17 protein-coding genes and 1 pseudogene are annotated in these 18,279 nt (G+C 40.6%); 6 read left to right on the forward strand and 12 right to left on the reverse strand.

Annotation, left to right across the window (positions count from 1 at the left end; genetic code table 11):
* Positions 1 to 315 (reverse strand): histidine triad nucleotide-binding protein (locus IM456_RS03305; protein ID WP_287707208.1); only part of this gene is annotated, 315 nt, incomplete at its 3' end.
* Positions 316 to 494: 179 nt separating this feature from the next.
* On the opposite strand from IM456_RS03305, the gene IM456_RS03310 reads away from it, so the two are divergent.
* Positions 495 to 2,021, forward strand: coding sequence for a YifB family Mg chelatase-like AAA ATPase (locus IM456_RS03310; protein WP_149987293.1), 1,527 nt, complete (start codon positions 495 to 497; stop codon positions 2,019 to 2,021).
* 306 nt (positions 2,022 to 2,327) lie between these two features.
* On the opposite strand, the gene IM456_RS03315 is transcribed toward IM456_RS03310, so the two are convergent.
* On the reverse strand, positions 2,328 to 3,629 hold the full coding sequence (locus tag IM456_RS03315) for a hypothetical protein (RefSeq protein WP_149987292.1): 1,302 nt from the start codon (positions 3,627 to 3,629) through the stop codon (positions 2,328 to 2,330).
* Between the two features lie 198 nt (positions 3,630 to 3,827).
* Between IM456_RS03315 and IM456_RS03320 the strand changes: the two genes are divergently transcribed.
* The gene (locus IM456_RS03320) at positions 3,828 to 4,256 is read left to right on the forward strand and encodes a Tery_1686 family protein (RefSeq protein WP_002743840.1); all 429 of its coding nucleotides are present in this window, start codon (positions 3,828 to 3,830) and stop codon (positions 4,254 to 4,256) included.
* 74 nt (positions 4,257 to 4,330) lie between these two features.
* Here the strand turns inward: IM456_RS03320 and IM456_RS03325 are convergent, their stop codons facing one another.
* The 6 genes from IM456_RS03325 to IM456_RS03350 all read right to left on the reverse strand — a co-directional run bounded on the left by IM456_RS03325 (position 4,331) and on the right by IM456_RS03350 (position 9,149).
* The gene (locus IM456_RS03325) at positions 4,331 to 4,756 is read right to left on the reverse strand and encodes a hypothetical protein (protein WP_253881311.1); all 426 of its coding nucleotides are present in this window, start codon (positions 4,754 to 4,756) and stop codon (positions 4,331 to 4,333) included.
* 140 nt (positions 4,757 to 4,896) lie between these two features.
* Positions 4,897 to 6,297, reverse strand: a complete 1,401-nt coding sequence (locus IM456_RS03330; protein WP_149987291.1) for an AAA family ATPase — start codon at positions 6,295 to 6,297, stop codon at positions 4,897 to 4,899.
* Positions 6,298 to 6,521: 224 nt separating this feature from the next.
* On the reverse strand, positions 6,522 to 7,106 hold the full coding sequence (locus IM456_RS03335; protein WP_002751273.1) for a pseudouridine synthase: 585 nt from the start codon (positions 7,104 to 7,106) through the stop codon (positions 6,522 to 6,524).
* Between the two features lie 157 nt (positions 7,107 to 7,263).
* Complete coding sequence (locus IM456_RS03340; RefSeq protein ID WP_149987290.1) at positions 7,264 to 8,052, reverse strand: ABC transporter permease; 789 nt, start codon at positions 8,050 to 8,052, stop codon at positions 7,264 to 7,266.
* A 52-nt stretch (positions 8,053 to 8,104) separates the two neighbouring features.
* Positions 8,105 to 8,341 (reverse strand): DUF433 domain-containing protein, encoded by a 237-nt coding sequence (locus IM456_RS03345; RefSeq protein WP_149987289.1) that lies wholly within the window; start codon positions 8,339 to 8,341, stop codon positions 8,105 to 8,107.
* Between the two features lie 112 nt (positions 8,342 to 8,453).
* Positions 8,454 to 9,149, reverse strand: a complete 696-nt coding sequence (locus tag IM456_RS03350) for a response regulator transcription factor (RefSeq protein ID WP_002795661.1) — start codon at positions 9,147 to 9,149, stop codon at positions 8,454 to 8,456.
* 329 nt (positions 9,150 to 9,478) lie between these two features.
* On the opposite strand from IM456_RS03350, the gene IM456_RS03355 reads away from it, so the two are divergent.
* Positions 9,479 to 11,635 (forward strand): putative PEP-binding protein, encoded by a 2,157-nt coding sequence (locus IM456_RS03355; protein ID WP_149987288.1) that lies wholly within the window; start codon positions 9,479 to 9,481, stop codon positions 11,633 to 11,635.
* A gap of 578 nt (positions 11,636 to 12,213) precedes the next feature.
* On the opposite strand, the gene IM456_RS03360 is transcribed toward IM456_RS03355, so the two are convergent.
* Entirely contained in the window at positions 12,214 to 14,964 is a 2,751-nt protein-coding gene (locus IM456_RS03360; RefSeq protein WP_149987287.1) for a glycerol-3-phosphate acyltransferase, read from the reverse strand.
* A gap of 50 nt (positions 14,965 to 15,014) precedes the next feature.
* Between IM456_RS03360 and IM456_RS03365 the strand changes: the two genes are divergently transcribed.
* On the forward strand, positions 15,015 to 15,179 hold the full coding sequence (locus IM456_RS03365; protein WP_172970536.1) for a hypothetical protein: 165 nt from the start codon (positions 15,015 to 15,017) through the stop codon (positions 15,177 to 15,179).
* On the opposite strand, the gene IM456_RS03370 is transcribed toward IM456_RS03365, so the two are convergent.
* Together IM456_RS03370 and IM456_RS03375 are read right to left on the reverse strand one after the other, a co-directional pair.
* Positions 15,168 to 15,782, reverse strand: a complete 615-nt coding sequence (locus IM456_RS03370) for a Uma2 family endonuclease (protein ID WP_149987286.1) — start codon at positions 15,780 to 15,782, stop codon at positions 15,168 to 15,170. The genes IM456_RS03365 and IM456_RS03370 overlap by 12 nt on opposite strands.
* On the reverse strand, positions 15,763 to 16,035 hold the full coding sequence (locus IM456_RS03375) for a hypothetical protein (RefSeq protein WP_287694796.1): 273 nt from the start codon (positions 16,033 to 16,035) through the stop codon (positions 15,763 to 15,765). The genes IM456_RS03370 and IM456_RS03375 overlap by 20 nt, the downstream gene beginning before the upstream one ends.
* A 34-nt stretch (positions 16,036 to 16,069) precedes the next feature.
* Between IM456_RS03375 and IM456_RS03380 the strand changes: the two genes are divergently transcribed.
* On the forward strand, positions 16,070 to 16,201 hold the full coding sequence (locus IM456_RS03380) for a hypothetical protein (RefSeq protein WP_287694794.1): 132 nt from the start codon (positions 16,070 to 16,072) through the stop codon (positions 16,199 to 16,201).
* Positions 16,202 to 16,376: 175 nt separating this feature from the next.
* On the opposite strand, the gene IM456_RS03385 is transcribed toward IM456_RS03380, so the two are convergent.
* Positions 16,377 to 17,096: a hypothetical protein gene (locus IM456_RS03385; protein WP_287694792.1), complete on the reverse strand. Its 720-nt coding sequence runs from the start codon at positions 17,094 to 17,096 to the stop codon at positions 16,377 to 16,379.
* A 202-nt stretch (positions 17,097 to 17,298) separates the two neighbouring features.
* Between IM456_RS03385 and IM456_RS03390 the strand changes: the two are divergent.
* Positions 17,299 to 18,141, forward strand: a pseudogene (locus IM456_RS03390) (AraC family transcriptional regulator); the annotation flags it as partial.
* Positions 18,142 to 18,279: the final 138 nt, after the last annotated feature.

An 18,279-nucleotide genomic window follows, 5' to 3' on the forward strand; every position in this document is an offset into this window, starting at 1 on the left:
ATCGCCTAAGAGATGGACATGAAGATGAGCGACGGTTTGACCCCCATGTTCCCCATTATTGATCACCACTCGATAACCTTGACTTAATTTAGCTTCGGCGGCCACCTTTTTAACAGTTAGTAACAAATGTCCCAATAAATCTTGATCGCTGTCGCTGGCTTCCTCTAGTTTCGGAATCGGTTTTTTGGGGATAATGAGTATATGGGTGGGTGCTTGGGGATTAACATCTCGAAAAGCGAGAGCCAGATCATCTTCATAAACGATCGAGGCAGGAATTTCTTTACGGATAATTTTGCTAAAAATAGTCTCGCTCATAGACAAATTGCTTTTTTTTAACTATACCATTAAGCTCTCAGCTTTTCTGGTTAGGTTATCCCCAGAAATACGGTGATTTTCCTGGTAAATTCCCAGATAAAATCATTTTTATGCGGAAAACTAGCCGAACATCCTGTTTCATTTTTCTAAGAACTCACTTTATTTTTACTTGAGCCAAAATGTTAGCAAGGGTTTGGAGTGCGGCAATTATCGGCATCGATGCCATTAAAATCGGGGTAGAGGTGGATGTATCGGGGGGATTACCCGGAATTGCCGTGGTGGGTTTACCCGATACCGCCGTGCAGGAGTCGAAAGAAAGGGTAAAAGCTTCCCTAAAAAATGCCGGATTTGCCTTTCCCATCCGCAAAATTGTCATCAATTTAAGTCCCGCCGATATCCGCAAAGAGGGGCCGATTTATGATTTACCGATTAGTATCGGCATTTTAGGGGCTTCCGAACAGGTAGAAGCCGGTTTATTGGGGGATTTTCTCTTTTTAGGTGAATTATCCCTCGATGGTAGTTTGCGTCCCGTGGCGGGGGTTTTACCCATTGCTGCCGCCGCCGAAAAAATGGGGATTAAGGGTTTAGTGGTTCCCGCCGATAATGCCAAAGAAGCGGCCGTGGTCAAAGGCGTACAAGTGTATGGGTTTCGTCATCTATCGGAAGTGGTAAATTTCTTAAATGAACCCGATCGCTATTCACCGATGACTTTTAACGCTGCCGAGGAATTTGGGCGATCGCGGGTAAATCTCCCCGATCTCAAGGATGTCAAAGGTCAAGCAATTGGTCGTCGGGCCCTGGAAATTGCCGCAGCTGGAGGTCATAACCTAATTTTTGTCGGGCCCCCTGGCAGCGGTAAAACCATGTTAGCGCGACGTTTACCCGGAATTCTGCCCCAGCTTACCTTTGCCGAATCCCTAGAAGTCTCCCAGATTCATTCCGTCGCCGGATTACTGAAGGATCGAGGTTCCCTGGTGCGCGAGCGTCCTTTTCGCAGTCCCCATCACTCCGCTTCCGGAGCGGCACTGGTGGGAGGTGGCACTTATCCCCGACCGGGGGAAATCTCCCTTTCCCACCGTGGTATTTTATTTTTGGACGAATTAACGGAATTTAAGCGCAGTGTCTTGGAATATCTCCGACAACCCCTAGAGGATGGTTATGTGAGCATTTCTCGCACTCGTCTTTCTGTCGCTTTTCCGGCCCGTTTTACCCTAGTGGCCAGTACCAATCCCTGTCCCTGTGGTTATTACGGCGATTCGGTGCAACCCTGCAGCTGTTCCCCGCGACAACGGGAACAATATTGGGCGAAATTATCGGGGCCGCTTTTAGACCGTATTGACCTACAAGTGACGGTAAATCGCCTGAAACCAGAAGAAATGACCCAAGAGAGTCGGGGAGAAGCTTCTGAGCAGGTGCGGCAACGGGTAGAAAGGGCCAGACAAAAGGCCAGCGATCGCTTTCAGAATACGGGGATTCGCTCTAATGCGGAGATGAATTCCGAGCATTTGCGGGGTTTTTGCGCTCTTGATCATAGCAGTCGCCATATTTTAGAAGGGGCAATCCGAAAATTGGGTTTATCGGCCCGAGCAATGGATCGCATTCTCAAAGTTGCCCGCACCATTGCCGATTTAGGAGATAGTGAAATGCTGAAAAGTTCCCACGTTGCCGAAGCAATTCAGTATCGCACTCTCGATCGTTTAAGTTAGGGTTTGCGGCAAAAAGTTTGTTGGTGGGGTTAGGAGTCGGTCGTCAGGATTCAGGATTCAGGATTCAGGATTCAGGAGACAGCTTTTTTCTTCCCACTTCCCACTTCCCACTTCCCACTTTCAAGTCAGAATAACAGAATGACCTCCCACACAGCAAAAGCGATTAAGTAGGTAGGCGTTAAAAATTATCAGACACCCCCGTTATCAAGGGTAGGGTTGATTCATGAATCAACCCTACCTTATCAAGGGGGGATCAAGGGGGGATTAAAGGCAAAATCCATTTTTAATTTAATTATAACCAGCTACTTAATCGGGGGATTCTAAGCGTTTTTGCCATTCTCGATCGATTTTATCCGAGCGCTCGCTCTCTTGTTCGAGATAGTCTTGATCGGTAGAATAACTAATATCAGCATCCCTAATCACTTTTTGGTCGGCAAATTGACGAGAGTAGGCAATTTTTTGCTCTAATTCAGGATTATTTTGTGCTAATAAATCTGCTCTTTTTTCTCGCTGTTGATTGCGTTGATTAACCCGCTTATTTCTCCACTGTAAAAAGAAATAACGACCGAGGGGAATCCCCAAAAAAGCAGCGGCATAACTGAGGAGAAAACCGTAGATACCTGTGACTATCGACCCCAGAGAACCGCTCAAATCGACACTATCACTGTTGAGCAAAAATCCTAAAACTAAAGCGAGGATAAAGTTAACCCCCCCTAAACCTAAAGCTAAGATAATTTGACCGCTATCCGCTTCGCTAAACTTCCAGCGTTTTTCCCTTAGATAGGGGTAAACTGCTTGTACTTTTCTCTCTTTGGTTGTCACCTGTAGATCGGGAAAATAATAGATAATATCGCCTCGATCGGACACTTGGGGCAACCCATTAAAGCGAGTTAAAACTGGGAGTATATAGTCTTCTGTCTCCTCCTGACTAGGGGTAATACTATCGAGATAGGGGGCAATTTGTGGAGCGACAATCGAGCCACGATTATTTTGAATTACTTTACCGATAGTTTGCCAGCGTCTCTCCTCTAAATTAAAATTAGGATCGCCATCGCCAAAAAGAAAAGAAAAAACTGCCTCGAGAAAATTCATCTTACTAGGGGGTTTTTCTGCCTTAACTTCCCGATCTCTTTTTTCGTAGTAGTTATTACCAAAATCGGGATAAAAAATCCAGAAAAAGTCAGTGGGAAAGAAGTTAATATTAATGTTGTTATTTCCAGAATTGTTATCCGAGTCACTATCTTTAAACATTAAGCCGATCAGGATCGCTAGGATAGCCAGCAAGAGGATTAAAATCGAAATAATTAAAACAATGCCGAAGGAAATGCGAATAACATAAAAAACTACTTTCCAGATTTTACTCCCGAAAGCTTTTAACTGCAATTGCCAATATTTATTCAGAAGAATCGACCGAAAATTTTCGGGGAAAAGATAGATAATCTCCCCCGTATCTGCTACCTGTAAATGTCCCCCCGCTTCCGCAGCTAAAGCTAATAATCCCTGTTGTGCAGCGTTAATCTCTAAACCTGATTTTGCCGCCACATCACCCACCGTAACCCGATAGCCTAATTTTTCGATCGATTGTAATAGAGACTCTTGGGGATTCATAGAAAATACTGTTCCTGTCGATTATCCTATTTTCTAGTGTAGTTTTGATTTTGTCTTTTTGGCAGCGGCTATCTGGATTGACAGGTGCGGCATTTTGGACTCGATCGAGAAAATATCGTTATAATTGTTCCAATAGTCGCAAAAAGCAGGGCTAAACTGTATAAATAGTTACTTTATAAGCAATTATCAGAGGTGAGCATGAATGCGTCGGAACAGGCAAAAGGATTAGAATTAACGGCGAAGATCGCCACACTCGTCAACCTGTTTAAACAACAATTCCCCGATGCAAAGGCAGATCTGAAACCTTGGCGCAATGATCCCCACACAAGGGAGTTAACGGATCCCGACTCGATCGATATCGCTTTCCATTTTCCCGGTTGGAGTCCCAGAATTCAAGGGCGCAGTATTCTGGTACAAATTCGTTTTCATCTCGATAGCGAGGATCAGCATCAGCGTTTGATTGGCTTAGAAATGCAGGCTTTTAACCATCAAGGAACTGCTTGGCGACTATCTACGGTGGAAAATTGGCAATTAGTCGGCAATTATCAACCCTCTCCTAAGGTGGCTGATAAGTTAAAATATTTCAGCCGGCAGGTGTTTGAAGTTTTTAAAAATGAGCATCGATAAGGCTCTTTTGGCACTCTCGGCAAAAGATCGTTATTCGATCGAGATTAAATCGGTCATAATGTCAAGCTATAGGACTAAATTAATTCTTGAAAGTGCTTCGCTTGAGCGGAAATTTTTAACATTTTTTCTGGTTGATCATGAATCTCATTTTTTTGAGAGGATTTACGGCTGCTGGTGGTTGTTTTAGAAATACTGATATTTTTAATACTAACAAAGCGATATTGATAGTCCTGAAGAAAATCGGGTTGATTCCAAAATAAGCGTCCGATTTCACGACAATAGGAGACAAAGCATTTGGCTCCTTTTAATTGTTTAATTATCGATGAATTAGAATCTCTGCTTTTCTTCATTTCCAGACAAAGGATAACTTTTTCAGAAGTGGTATTAGCGATAATTATAAAATCTGCACGCTTACACTCACCTTTACTACCAGTAAAAATTGTGCGGACATCAAAAAACTCATCTAGCTTGATCACAATAACTCGATCGGGTTCAGGCATTCAACTAATCACAAACGAATAGTTATCTTGATTTTCTGTCAGTTTCAGTAAATAACTATCTCGTTTGTATTCTTTTTTATACTCTAACTCTACTATCGCACACTTGCTAATCATTTCTTTGAGGATAGCAATATCAGACATTACTCCTCACCCCAAATAATAGCCGTTTGAATACGATTCATATTTTCGATAGTAGTATCAAAACTACGCGCTTCAATACCCATTTGTGGATCAATTTTAGCGGGGTTTAAAGTGTGAAATTTAGTTTTTCTTTTTTGTCCTTTTAACATCTTTGAATCTTCTTCAGCAATATATACTTTAACTTGATTAGCCGATAATAATTCCTCTTGTCTATAGCCTTCTTCTGCGGCAATTTGTTTCAGGTGTGGTTGATCATGGTTGAGCATAATTAATGTGTTTATTTCTTTGATAATATAATCACTGTGAGTAGTAATAAAAACTTTAATACCAATGTTGATCAGTCGAGCGAAAAGTTTAGCGATACGGCGTTGATTTTCTGGATGGAGATTTAATTCAGGTTCATCTACTATCAACAAATCTCCGATGCGAGCTTCGTGTCTTAAATAAAAGCCAATGTCTAAAAGAGAACGTACAGCACTAGAACTTTCATCCATCGATAGTCTAAGTCTTTTTCCTTGTCTTTTTACTTTAGGAATGTAATAAAGTTCATCATTGTTAGTAATCATATACTGACCACCAATAATATCAGCAAAATCTTCTAAAATACTGAGATGATTTTCGGCGATAAAGCTAGTTTTTTTGACAATTGTTTCTATTTGTCTAGTAAAATCTACATTTTTTTTGACCGGTAGCGCATAATCCCTAGAAACATTAAATAACAGTTCCCTAGGATTAAAATTGCTATTTTTGCTAATTTCTTCCAGTAAACGATTACGAGCAAAATTTAACTCTTTGCGAAAAATTGCCGCTCCTGTCCTTTCTGCACTGGCAATAAATGGCCTAGGAAAAAACTGAGAGAAAATTATATCTTGTATAATGTTATAAATGATGTCTTCAAGAAAATGCACTGGCAGATTTATTTTTTCTGTTTCTGTTAATAATGTGATGGATAAATAAGGGTCATTTTCAGGTTTGCTAATCGAGATAATTTCCCATGTTGCTGTACTAATTTTCTTTTCATACTTATTTTGAAATTGAATATTGTCAAAATTTAATTCTATCTGAAAATCAACATTTTTAAACCTCTCCTCGTTGGCCGCAAAAACTTCAGGTATTTGTCGAATATATCTTTGACAACCTGTAGTAAGAATACTTTCACACTGTTGAACATACTCCTGTAGATCGAGACTAATTACACCATCAGAAAGTAGTTGATCAACTTTTTCTTTGAGGCTAAATGTTGGTCCCTTTAATAGTTGTCGCCAAGTGTCTAAAAAACCAAATAAAGAATATGTAGCATAAGTTTTACCTGTATTATTACCACCACAGATAATTGTGAGGTTGCCTAGACTTAATTCTGCCTGTTTTAAAATGCCAAGATTTTTAATTTTAACTTTCATATTTGTCTTTAGGTTTAATATTCACGATTATAGATAATTGTGGGTAATTTGATCAAGTCCCAAACTATACATTCAACTTTGGTTAAGTAGGGAGGCAGAATTATTTGTAGGATGGGTTAGCGGTAGCGTAACCCATGCAGGCGTTGGGTTTCATGCTTCAACCCAACCTACGTTCATCTTATATTTAATTCCACCCACCCACTTATCAAGGTTGCTTACAGAAATTATAACCTTTCTAAGGCTTTTCTCTCTTTTTCAGTCACTTCTCGCCATTGACCGGGTTGTAATCCTGTTAAGCATAATTTATTGTTTTTGTCAATAGTAATGGCTGTTCTAATTAATCTTAAAGTGGGATAACCAACGGCAGCCGTCATCCGTCTTACCTGACGATTTCTCCCCTCAGTTAAGGTAATTTCTAACCAAGCGGTGGGGACAGATTTTCGATAACGAATCGGTGGCTCTCTGGGTGGTAAATCTGGTTCAAAATCTAGTAAATTAACTATTGCTGGTCGAGTGCGATAATCCTGAATAGGAAGACCTTGACGCAATTTTTCTAAAGCGTTTAGGTCTGGAATTCTTTCGACTTGTACCCAATAGGTACGCGGATGAGCAAATTGACGATGACCCAAACGATGCTGTAATTGACCGTTATCTGTGAGTAATAATAATCCCTCGCTGTCCCTATCTAAACGACCGACAGAATAGATATTCGGGATGGGAATATAATCTTTTAAAGTCGAGCGACCATTTTCATCAGTAAACTGACATAATACATCGTAGGGTTTATAGAAAAGGATATATTTATTCAAGGGAAAAAGGAGTCAGGAGATAGGAGTCAGGAGCTTTTTGCTTTTATCAGTAAAAATCAAACAGTAATCCATGAAAATAAAGCTCAAAACTTGCCACTTAATACTATTCACTGAAAACTAAAATCTGATAACTGATTACTGATTACTGATAACTGATTCAATCCCGTTGATGGGAGAATTGATAAGCACCGACAATCGAGAGAAGAATAGCGACGATTAATAAAATGGGGATAGCGAACCAAGGAAATTGATTTATATCGTAGGCTGCGGCTCTTAATCCCAGACTAGCATAGGTGAGGGGCAAGGAATAAACAATAATTTTTAATGGCCAGGGTAAGGTTTGGGGATCGAAAAAAGTTGCTCCTAAAAAAGACATCGGCACGATTAAAAAGTTATTATACAGACTGACACTTTCGAGGGATGTAACTCGCAATCCGACAATTGCCCCTAAACCGGCAAAGACGGCACAATTTAAGATTAAAACTAATAAAAAGAGGGGATTGAGAAAACTGGCAAATTTTCCTGTAAATAAGATAGCAACGAGAATCACTGATGCAGAAGTCATTACACCGCGCAAAATTCCCGCGAAAACTTTGCCTAAAAATAATGAGAGGGGATGGACGGGAAGTAATAATAATTCCTCGAAGGTTTTACTAAATAAGCGATCGCCACAGATGGAAAAGGTGGTTCCCCCGAAACTGATCGCCATTGAGGACAAGGCCACCATTCCGGGTAAAATAAATTCTAGATAGGAATCGCCGAGCGAGGGTTTCATCGAGCGATCGAGGGCGCTTCCCAACCCCAACCCGAAACCGATAATATAGATTAGGGGAGAAACTAAACCTGTGGCGGCGATCTGAAGGACTCTCGCCCGTAAATCTAGCCATTCTCCCCAAAATACGGTTAAAGTGTCTGTTAATATCGTCTGAGCTTGAGCTAGTTTCACTGGTATTTTGGTTAATTAGTAAATATACTTTTGATAACTATTCCCTGAAACTTCATGGTGCAATTTGGTAGATGCTTTTTACCTGAGTCAACCGAGTGGCAAACAGTAACACCGCTAGAATATCCTCCCTTTCCAAATCATCGTAGTCGGCTAAAATATCTTCCATACTCATGCCAGAACTAAGTAATTCTAGGATAAATTCAACAGGATAACGCAATCCTCGAAGGCAAGGTTTGCCGTGACATATATTCAAATCGAGGGTGATTCGCTGCAAAAGTTGTTTTTCCATCGGTAATTCAGTTGCTTGTCATCGCCAGTTATTGAAAAATTTGACCTGCCTTTTTCCCCAAGGGATATTTCTAAGAAGAGAGTTGCCCGCTACTTTGTCCTTAGCTGCCATATTAACTGGTTAAACCGTGTTTTAGGGCAAAACGTACCAATTCCGTGCGACTATTAGTACCAGTCTTGCTAAATAAGCGACTGACGTATTTTTCTACGTTTCTGACGCTGGTTTCTAGACGACTGGCAATTTCTTTATTCATCAATCCCTCCGCTACTAAATCTAAAACGCTTTGTTCCCGGGGGGTAAGGTCAATTTTAATCGGGGGGGGAGTAGTAGTAAAAGTGTTCTGTTGTCCCACCTGCTGTTTTAATTCCCGGATATCTCGGGCAATTTCTTCTAATCTAGCGTTTTCGCTGGTGGCTTGCAGGGATTGACGACGGCGCTCGATTAAAGACTTGATTAATGCTTCTAATTCTTCGGGATCGAAAGGTTTGGATAGATAAGCATCACAACCGGCATTATAACCCTGAATGCGATCGCTCGTCATCCCCCTAGCAGTGAGAAAAACCACGGGAATTGTCTGAAAACGAGCATCTTCGCGCAATTTCTTCAGAAACTGATAGCCATCCACCTGCGGCATCATAATATCGGAGATGACTAATTCCGGAATTTCTTGATTGAGTAAATCCCAGGCTTCGTTAGCATTACTAGCAGTTCTTACCTCGAAGTCATCCCCGTACTGTAGATATGCTTGCACAGATTCACGAACCCCCGGTTCGTCATCCACTAACAAAACTTTCGCAGGTGTGTCCATCAATTTCTCGCAGCGATCGAATATTGTCCGAATCCTATCTTATCAGCTATCAGGAGCCGGTCGTCAGGAGTCAGTAGTCAGGAGACAGGAGATAGGAGTCAGGAGATAGGAGTCAGGAGACAGGAGATTATTTTTATTTATTCTTCCCACACCCTACGCCCCACACCCTACACCCCACACCCTACACCCTACACCCCACTTCCCCACTTCCCCACTTCCCAGATCATCCTCAAGATAGTGACGGTGAGTTAAACTAGCAGATAGAACTAAAAAGTTACAAAAATCACCTAGATTATTTTAGAATCCTTTCACCATTCTTAACAAATCCCGTGACCATTCTCTGCTGGCTCGATCGCATTAGTGCTTCTGATCGCCCCCTGGTGGGGGAAAAAGCTTTTATTGCCAGTGAATTACACCAGCGAGGATACCCAATTATCGGGGGATTTGCCATTTTTAACCGCATTTTTGCGGAATTTTTGGAAACTATCAACAATGCTGACTCTTTCTTGACTGATTTTCCGCAATCTTCCCTCTATTTAGACGTAGATAACGCCAAAGCTCTGCAATTAGTCGCCAAAGAGAGTCGGCGCGCCATTTTACAAGCGCAAATTCCTCCTCTCTGGTTAGAAGAACTAGAGGCGGCCGTGGCACAATTATCCATGGCTACCCTAGTATGGCGCTTTTCCCTACCAGCTAATCTGGCTCGGCGAACTCTCGGTTTATTTTCCGCCCCAATCAGTGGAATTAAAGCAGATAATCTAGAAAATGCCCTAAAACAAGCTTGGGCGGAGTTATTCACCGCCAGAAGTCTATTTTATTGGCGAAAAATGGGAATTGGTTTAGAAAACATTCAATTATCTTTACTGGTACAACCGTTATTACCGGCCAATTGTGCGGGAAATGTGTTGATTAATGACGATAACTGGAAAATTCAGGCAGTTTGGGGGTTAGGACACAGTTTAGTTAATGGAGAAGTGGCACCGGATACCTACATTATCGATCGCTCCGGTCAATTACGCAGTCGGCAATTAGGCAATAAATCCCGCGCTTATTATCTCAATAGTGACAGTAATCTGCTCGCGCCACAATTATTAGCACCCAGTTTACAGGAAAGCTACTGTTTAGATAATTTCGCCCTCGATCGCCTTTGTCAACTGGTTCAATTTCTGCTGACGGAAAAACCGACGTTAACCAGCATAGAATGGCTGATGATGCTGGATGGTCAAATTTATATTCTTAACTGTCACAGTCAGGAAATCACCGCTACTACCTCCCATTATCCCTTAAGAGGATTAGGGGCATCCCCGGGGTTGGCATCGGGAGTGGCAAAAGTGATCAGCAATTTCGACTCCCCAGAGGCAAATTTTCAGGATTGCATTCTGGTTACTACTAATTTACCTCCGAAAAAACTGCCCCATTTACGCCAAATTCGAGCAATGATCACGGAACAGGGGGGATTAACTAGCCATGGAGCCATTTTAGCCCGGGAATTAGCCATTCCTGCCGTTGTCGGGGTGAAAAATGCCACGGAAATTATCCGCTCAGGGGAGATAATTTTAGTAGATGGTACGAGGGGAATTATTTCTCTAGCATCTCAGGAACAGATTTCCTTACCCCCACCTCCACCCAGAGAAACCGACGGGACGGCAATTGCTACCCGTTTGATGGTTAATCTCAGTCAAACTGAAAGTATTGCGAGAATCCAAGAGCTGCCTATTGATGGGATTGGTTTATTGCGCTCAGAATGGATGATCTTAGAGTTACTTTCTCAGCGTAATCTAGAAGAATGGTTAACACCAGAGCATCAAGAAGCATTGATCGAGAGATTAAGTGATTTAATCGCACAATTTGCCCTTAGTATCCAGCCTAAGCCTTTATTTTACCGTTCTTTTGATGCTCAACATTCGGCTCAAGACAGTCGGGGAACCCATGGTTATATATTAGATCCGACTCTATTCGATCTGGAATTGCAAGCTTTACGACGGGTACAAACCACCAGCGCCACCAATATTAATTTACTGCTTCCCTTTGTCCGCGGGGTTGAAGAATTTATTTTTTGCCGGCAACGGGTACAATCGGCTTTACTCACTCAAGTCCCTTCTTTCCAATTGGGGATAATGGTGGAAGTACCGGGGGTAATCTTTCAATTGGGGGATTATGTGCAAGCGGGGGTACAATTAATCGCTATTGGTACTAATGATTTAACTCAATTACTTTTAGGTAGCGATCGAGAACATTTCTCAGAATATTTTAACGCCCGTCATCCCGCAGTCAGAGCGGCTTTAAAACAAATTATCACTCAAGCAAAAGTTTTACAGATTCCCTGTTCGGTTTGCGGCATGGCTATCGTCGAGTATCCTGAACTTATCGATGATTTGATTGCTTGGGGTGTGACTTCTCTTTCGGTGGATACAGAAGCAGTTTTAGCCACTAGAGAGGCAATTGTTCGCGCCGAAAGAAGATTTTTATTGGAAAATAGCAGATAACTTCCGAACTACCCCACTACCCCACTACCCCATCAACCCACTTCCCCACTACCCCACTACCCCACTTCCTAATTCATACTTTGTGCTTTTTGTCAAAAAAACTTTTTTTTTGCAATAAAACTACACAAAAAAAAGATCATCGTTGTGGGTGAAATTGACTCATTTACCTGTCTTAATGAGGATTACCTTCTAGGTGTGGCAAGGGTTTCAACCGTTGCTGCCCAAAAAAGCATAGAATACCCCACTATGAAATTCAGTAAAATCGCTGTAACCATTGTAACATCGTTGTTAAATAAAAATCTTTCTCAATTAATTCTTAAGAATTTGTAAATATTGCGAAATGTTAATTTAAATATTCTCAAGTTTTTGGAGTTCATAGATAATTTTTGCTTATCTTTGAGCAACATTGGGTTAGAAGTCAGTTATCAGTTATCAGTTATCAGTTATCAGTTATCAGTTAACTGAGAAAACTCCCCACACCCTACACCCTACACCCTACACCCTACACCCTACACCCTGTCCCCAGGAAAAACTTTTTGCCGCAAACCCTAGATAGGGAAAAGCTTGTCCCCTAATGCCTAGAGAATTTCAATAATTCCTTGAGTGCCATCGAGACGAATTAATTGACCATCTTTTAACAATTTCATGGCATTATGCACATCCATAACCGCCGGAATTCCGTATTCTCTGGCAATAATAGCACCATGGGATAATTGTCCCCCCACCTCGGCAATAATTCCCACAGCCCGGGATAATAAAGGCGACCATCCTGAGTCAGTATAGGGAATAACGAGAATAGTATTAGGGGCAATTTCTAGATTTTGTAGGGTTGGCATAATTTTGACTCGTCCCTCCACTGTCCCCCCACTAGCGGCAATTCCCTGTAAGCGTTTTTTGGCAGTTAAATTTGAAACTAAAAATTCTCTTTTCGGGGGTTGTCCATAAACGATGTAGGGAATATCGGTTAATTGAGAGTTTTCTTGGAATTGTTGGCGACGCTGGCGGATAATCTGGTTAAGATTGGCGATTTTATTATTCTGACCCAACTGGGTAACTTCTGAGTAATTTAGATAAAATATATCTCCCGTCTCCGATAATATTTGCTGCTGTAACCAGAGGGTTTCTAAAGCGAGAAAATGCCAGCGTAGGTGAGCTAAAAGACGGGAGTAAATTTCAGTCACTTGGTTTTTGATATTTAATCTTTTTTGGACAGTATGGGAAGATTTGACTTTTTTATGGCTATTATTACCCGGACTATCTAAGGGGAGTTGTAGCAGCTCTTGGGGATTTTCTCGCCATCTCGGTATGGAAATATCAGTCCCCACTTCGCTTAAATAACCGTAGGTTTCTAACCAGAGGGAAAAAGCTGAGTCAAAATCTCGATCAAGCGTATTTTTTCTCAGTTCAGATAGCGATCGCATTGAGGCTATTTCTGGTGCTTGGGAGTTATCCAATCTCTCAAAAGGTACTTGCGAAATACTGCGACGCAAGGCAAAGCTAAGAGGGGCAAGAATACTATAATAGGTGGCTTTTTTTAAGACGGTTAAAATCTCCTCAATTTGCTCTAAAATCTCCCCTGAAGATAAAGCTTCTGGGGCAGTAGCGTTAATTTTTTTGAGCGTCGGGATAAAATAGTTTTTTTGATCTTGGCTAAAGTCTTTTTCTAACTGTAATTCCCGTCCTAAAAGTTTTAATAAACCAGGGGAATTAGCCAAGGTTGCCGTTAACGGTGGTTTGGTAAACTTTGCTCCTTTGGTCAGGAATTCTAAGCTTTCTGGAGGTAATCCCATGCGACGGAAAATTGTGCCTAACAAAGAAGCATTAAAATAGGCTCTTTGATAGTGTAAAGTCGCTGTTTCATTGAAGTCCAAATCGAGGGCTTTTTTGTCTAAAACTAACTGGAAAATATCTCCCCAAACTCCACAGGTTAAAGGACGATTAATTGACCAAGGCAAAGGACGAATCACACCGGGGATAACTTCAGCTGCGATTTTTCTTGTCCAAATTGGCTGTAAATTAGTGATAGGACGGCACTGTAATAACCATAATTTTCGTCCGTCATGAGTCCATTCTATATCTTGGGGAATGCCATGATCAAGGTTTTCTAATTGCCGACAAAGATTAGCTACCTGTTGAATAATAGCTGGGGGAATATCTCCCGCTCCGATGATGATATTTTCTTCTAAATTAACTCGATAACTTTCGGGGGTGATTCTTCCCGATACAACTCTGGTGGCATCTCCGGGTAAAGCTTCAATAACTACATCTAAACTGAGAGGATTAATCGGATCACGACTGAAGGCAACTCCTGAAAAAACTCCTCGAATTTGTTCTTGGATTAACACAGCCATGGCCGTGTTTTCTTGACCTCGATCGAGTCGATAATTAACAGCATTAGGACTATTATAGGAGGTTTGGCAACTTAAAATCGCCGCCGCTAAATTTTCTCGATCAACAACGTTAAGAATTGTAGTATATTGTCCCGCAGATGAAGCAGTTTCACTATCTTCTCCAATAGCGGAAGAGCGCACGACTAAGGGATGATTAATATCAGGATTAAGAGATTCTATTAACGGTTGTGGATCATCCCCCGGTGGTAAAACCCAACCCCTAGGAATGGGATAACCAGCACGCTTAAGATAGGCTAAAGTGGCGGCTTTTTGTCCCACTTTTAAAGCCGTCAGATTGTCATCAAGGGTTCGGATCGATCGATCTCCACGAAAAAAACGAAACATAGTTTTTGATTCATTGTTAACACTTGCTTCGGGTAAGTCTAAATCGTCGGCGATTTTTTGAAAAATTGCCCCTAATAAACAGGCTAAAGCAATGGCAGTTATAATATAACCTGAATCGTGGGGACGGCGCAAGGTGAGAATTAAAGCTAATAAAAATAATCCTACCAATCTACCCGTAGATTTTTCTCGAAAAATAGTAAAGCTAATCCCACTAATGATTGAGGTGAGAAAAACAGCGACAAAATCGTGAACCATTAATCCCCAGAAAACATTAGTAGTTCCCGCACCTTTTCCTAACCAATAGCGCCCCATGACTAAGGCAATTAAAGCTAATAATTCCCAAGTGGAGCCGGTGGTAAAAAAGAAACGGGTTAGGAAAATAACGATAATTCCCTTGGCTGCTTCCGAAATTACCGCCAAAATTCCCACCAATTTACCCCCATGGTAAAAAGCGGCAGTTACACCGATATTACCAGTACCTAATTGGGATAATTTACGTCCAGTTACGAGATAATTTATCCAATCGATCAGAGGCAGTCCACCGATTATGGGACAGACTAAAAAAATAAATAGGGATCCCCAAATTTCTCTCATTTAAAATGCGTCTTAGTTTAGTATCTTGTCTTAGTAACGACCTTGAGAACATGAACACCAAAGCGATCAAAGAAATTGAGCTTAATGGCTTAAAAACCCATCATATTGAGCAAATAAAGGCAATAATTGCCGATTTTAAGTGGCAAAATCAACCCCTCAAACTGAAGAAAAAAGCGAAAAGAGTAAGGTGGACGATGCACACCCTACAGACTTAAGAAAATCTGATTGACAGTGAGATTTAATTCCGTGAAAGTCTGAGAAATTAGGCGATCACTGTCTCGAAATTGCCGAATTTGATATTCTTCCTCAACTAAGCGACAAACAGAGATGGTCGGTTGTTTAGAAGTGCCAAGAAAATTACGCCCACCCAAGGCTGCATAATCGACAATCCAATATTCAGGAATACCCATTTCTTCATAATCAGCAAATTTTAAGTAGTAATCATCACGCCAGTTAGTCGATACCACTTCAATGATCAGAGGGATAGATGCACCATCCCTAAGGATTGATTCTTTTTTCCATAATTTTTCCTGAGCGAGCTTGGTTCGATTTAGCACTAATACATCAGGAAAATAACCAGAATTTTTACCAGCAGGTCTGACAATCGCTTGGTTAGGAATTAAATAAGGAAGACCCAGTCTATCAATTATTCCACTGAGTTTAACAGTTAAAAATCCTTTGATTTCCTCGTGTTCTCCTGCGGGTTGTGCCATTTCAATAATATTTCCCTTGTGTAGCTCATAACGCACTCCCGAATTTTCAGGCAGCCAAGGGACGAATTCCTCGAAATTAACAGTTTTAGGTAGGGTTTGGCTCATAGCTGGCAAAATAGCATTCTCTCTCTAGTAACTTCCTTGGCTCTATTTTACCTTGAATGTAGGGTGGGCATTCCCCACCCGACAAACTCTCTACACAATATGCGATCGCACTATCACTGCCAAAAAAGATGAGGACGAAACCAAAAATATAATTGGTAACGACGACGAGGTTCATAAAAGGAGTCAGTTGCCAGTTAGTTTTAATATCTCCATTTGGCAATATTACACCCTCATAAAAAAAATTTTTTACCATCGGATCCGCCTAGTAAGTTTATCAAGAGGCCTCCTTGATTAACGCTGAATATTCTAGCCCATCCAGATACTTAAACCAGAAAACGGGTTTCTTAAAGAAACCCGTTTTCTTGAATGTTCCAGCAATTCCTGATGATGAAGACGATGTCGGCGGCTTAGATGTGTAATTAATTTTGCTTAGGTGCTTAATCGATCATAATTGATCATCATTTATCGCACTATATGTAGTTGGACATAAATTCTGTTGTCTATCTTAAGAAATGTAAATTGCCGCAATTCTTACTGACTCCTGACGACCGGCTCCTGACTCCTTACCCCACAGTTAACTTTACTTTTGTCCAACTACTTATCATTAGTAATAGTAATCATAATTCTTTGCAGCTTCGCACCTTGAAACTCGTAAGGAATCTCGTGTTTATATTGAGTTAGGAAGTTAGGAGTATGATTTGATAAAGTTTTTATAATATCGACATTTTGTTCGATGTTATTAATATACAGTTTCATCTTATCTATTGTGCTGTCACCCAACTTTTCATCGGAAGGGGAGATTATCTTTGGTTTGGCAAATTCAACTTTGAGTGTCATCTCGCTACTGAGACGAGGAAGATCACAAGTGATCTTCTGTTGTTGCCCTAACCAGTTATAGACATAACATAGTTTTCCCTGATAGATGTAGAAACTATGTCCACCAAAACAGCCGCCGTGCGCCATCAGAACACCTTGTAAGTCCCCTTTAGCTTTGGAGAAATCAATAGTTGCTTCGATCGCATAGAAACGAGTGCTAATATTAGGAGTAACAGCTTCGGAAATTTCTGATCCCCCTGGATAATCGTTCTTCGGTAGGTAGTATGCGAGGGACTCTTTGCTTATCCTGAAAACCTTATGCGTCAAGTCTGGTATTTGTGATTGCATAACAAGTACCGAAGAATCTGGATAATAAGTATAGCTAAATGTGGTATATTGTGAGTCATCAGAAAATGCCGGGGGACGTAATTGAGGGATTTCTCCACCCACTACCGCAGACCCAGAGCAATCTTCAAGGGGCATATATTCTTTAGCCATCGAAATCTCCTTAGTAATTGATAACGGAAAAAAGTGAGAGATTTAACTGGGATGACACTGATGGGCAAAATTAACAAATCAACTCTGCTGTAACTCATACTACTCAGTCCTCTATGCTAAGATGATCCCAAAAACGCAAGTTTTTAAATTGATGGGCAAAAAAAGTTTAATTTTACTCAATAACCAAATAGTTATATATAAGATGTTTATTTTTGATAATAAAACCGATATTTTAATTAATTCTCAGGAATTAACCTTTAAAAGTGAATATTTTTGTGACTTTTCTCGCTATTTTCAGAATCGAGAATTTGTCAACGGAGATGCTTTACAACTCAGTGGTGATCATTTTGAAGGGTATCTTTCAAGGATCATCATCGATGAAGTGATGTTAGAATTATCGCAACGTAATTGTTTAACGAATGTTGTGGGAGTAATCCATTCTAAAATGTGGGTTTTTGCGATTCCTGTTCATGTGAATTCTGTCTTCTTCCAAAATTTGTATCCATTAGAAAATAACTATCTTGGGATTATCCCCCCTAAATCAGAAATTTCCGTTTTTCAACATCCCTTTTCCAATCGTTTTCAGCTTTACGTTCATGATAATTATCTGCAACAATTGTGCCAAACTTTAGAGTTACCAGAAGCGAAAAAGTTTTTAAATTCTTCCGCTTCTTCTATTGTGATTTGCCCATCGGAAAAAATTCGTCATCTCCAACAATCTTGTCATCAACTTTATCAAATGCTATTTAATTTAGATCGTCAACAAATATCTGGGAAAAGAAAAGCATTAAGATTGAATTTTGTCGGTCAAAAATTAAAAGGAGAAATTGTCAAAGATTTTCTTTTGACTTTAGCAGTAACCAAAGATATTAAAATCCCTAAAAACGCTATCAGACGCACCTCTATCCTCAAAAAAGCAGAAGAAATGATGAGAAAAAATCTGCGTTCTGATCTGACTATTCCAGCGATTTGTCAAGAATTAAAAGTAAGTCAACGCACCTTAGAATATATATTTAAAGACTTCTATCAAATGTCTCCTTACAATAGATCTCTTGCATAAGTCTAGACAAAATAGGATAAAATAGTCCGAGAGTTAAGATTGAAAGATGACTTACGAACAAGTAAAAACTTTAAAGCCAACAGAGTTCAAACGCTTGTGTGGGGTGTATCCAGATACATTTAA

The sequence above is a fragment of the Microcystis sp. M079S1 genome, assembly GCF_020246425.1.
GTDB lineage: Bacteria > Cyanobacteriota > Cyanobacteriia > Cyanobacteriales > Microcystaceae > Microcystis > Microcystis aeruginosa.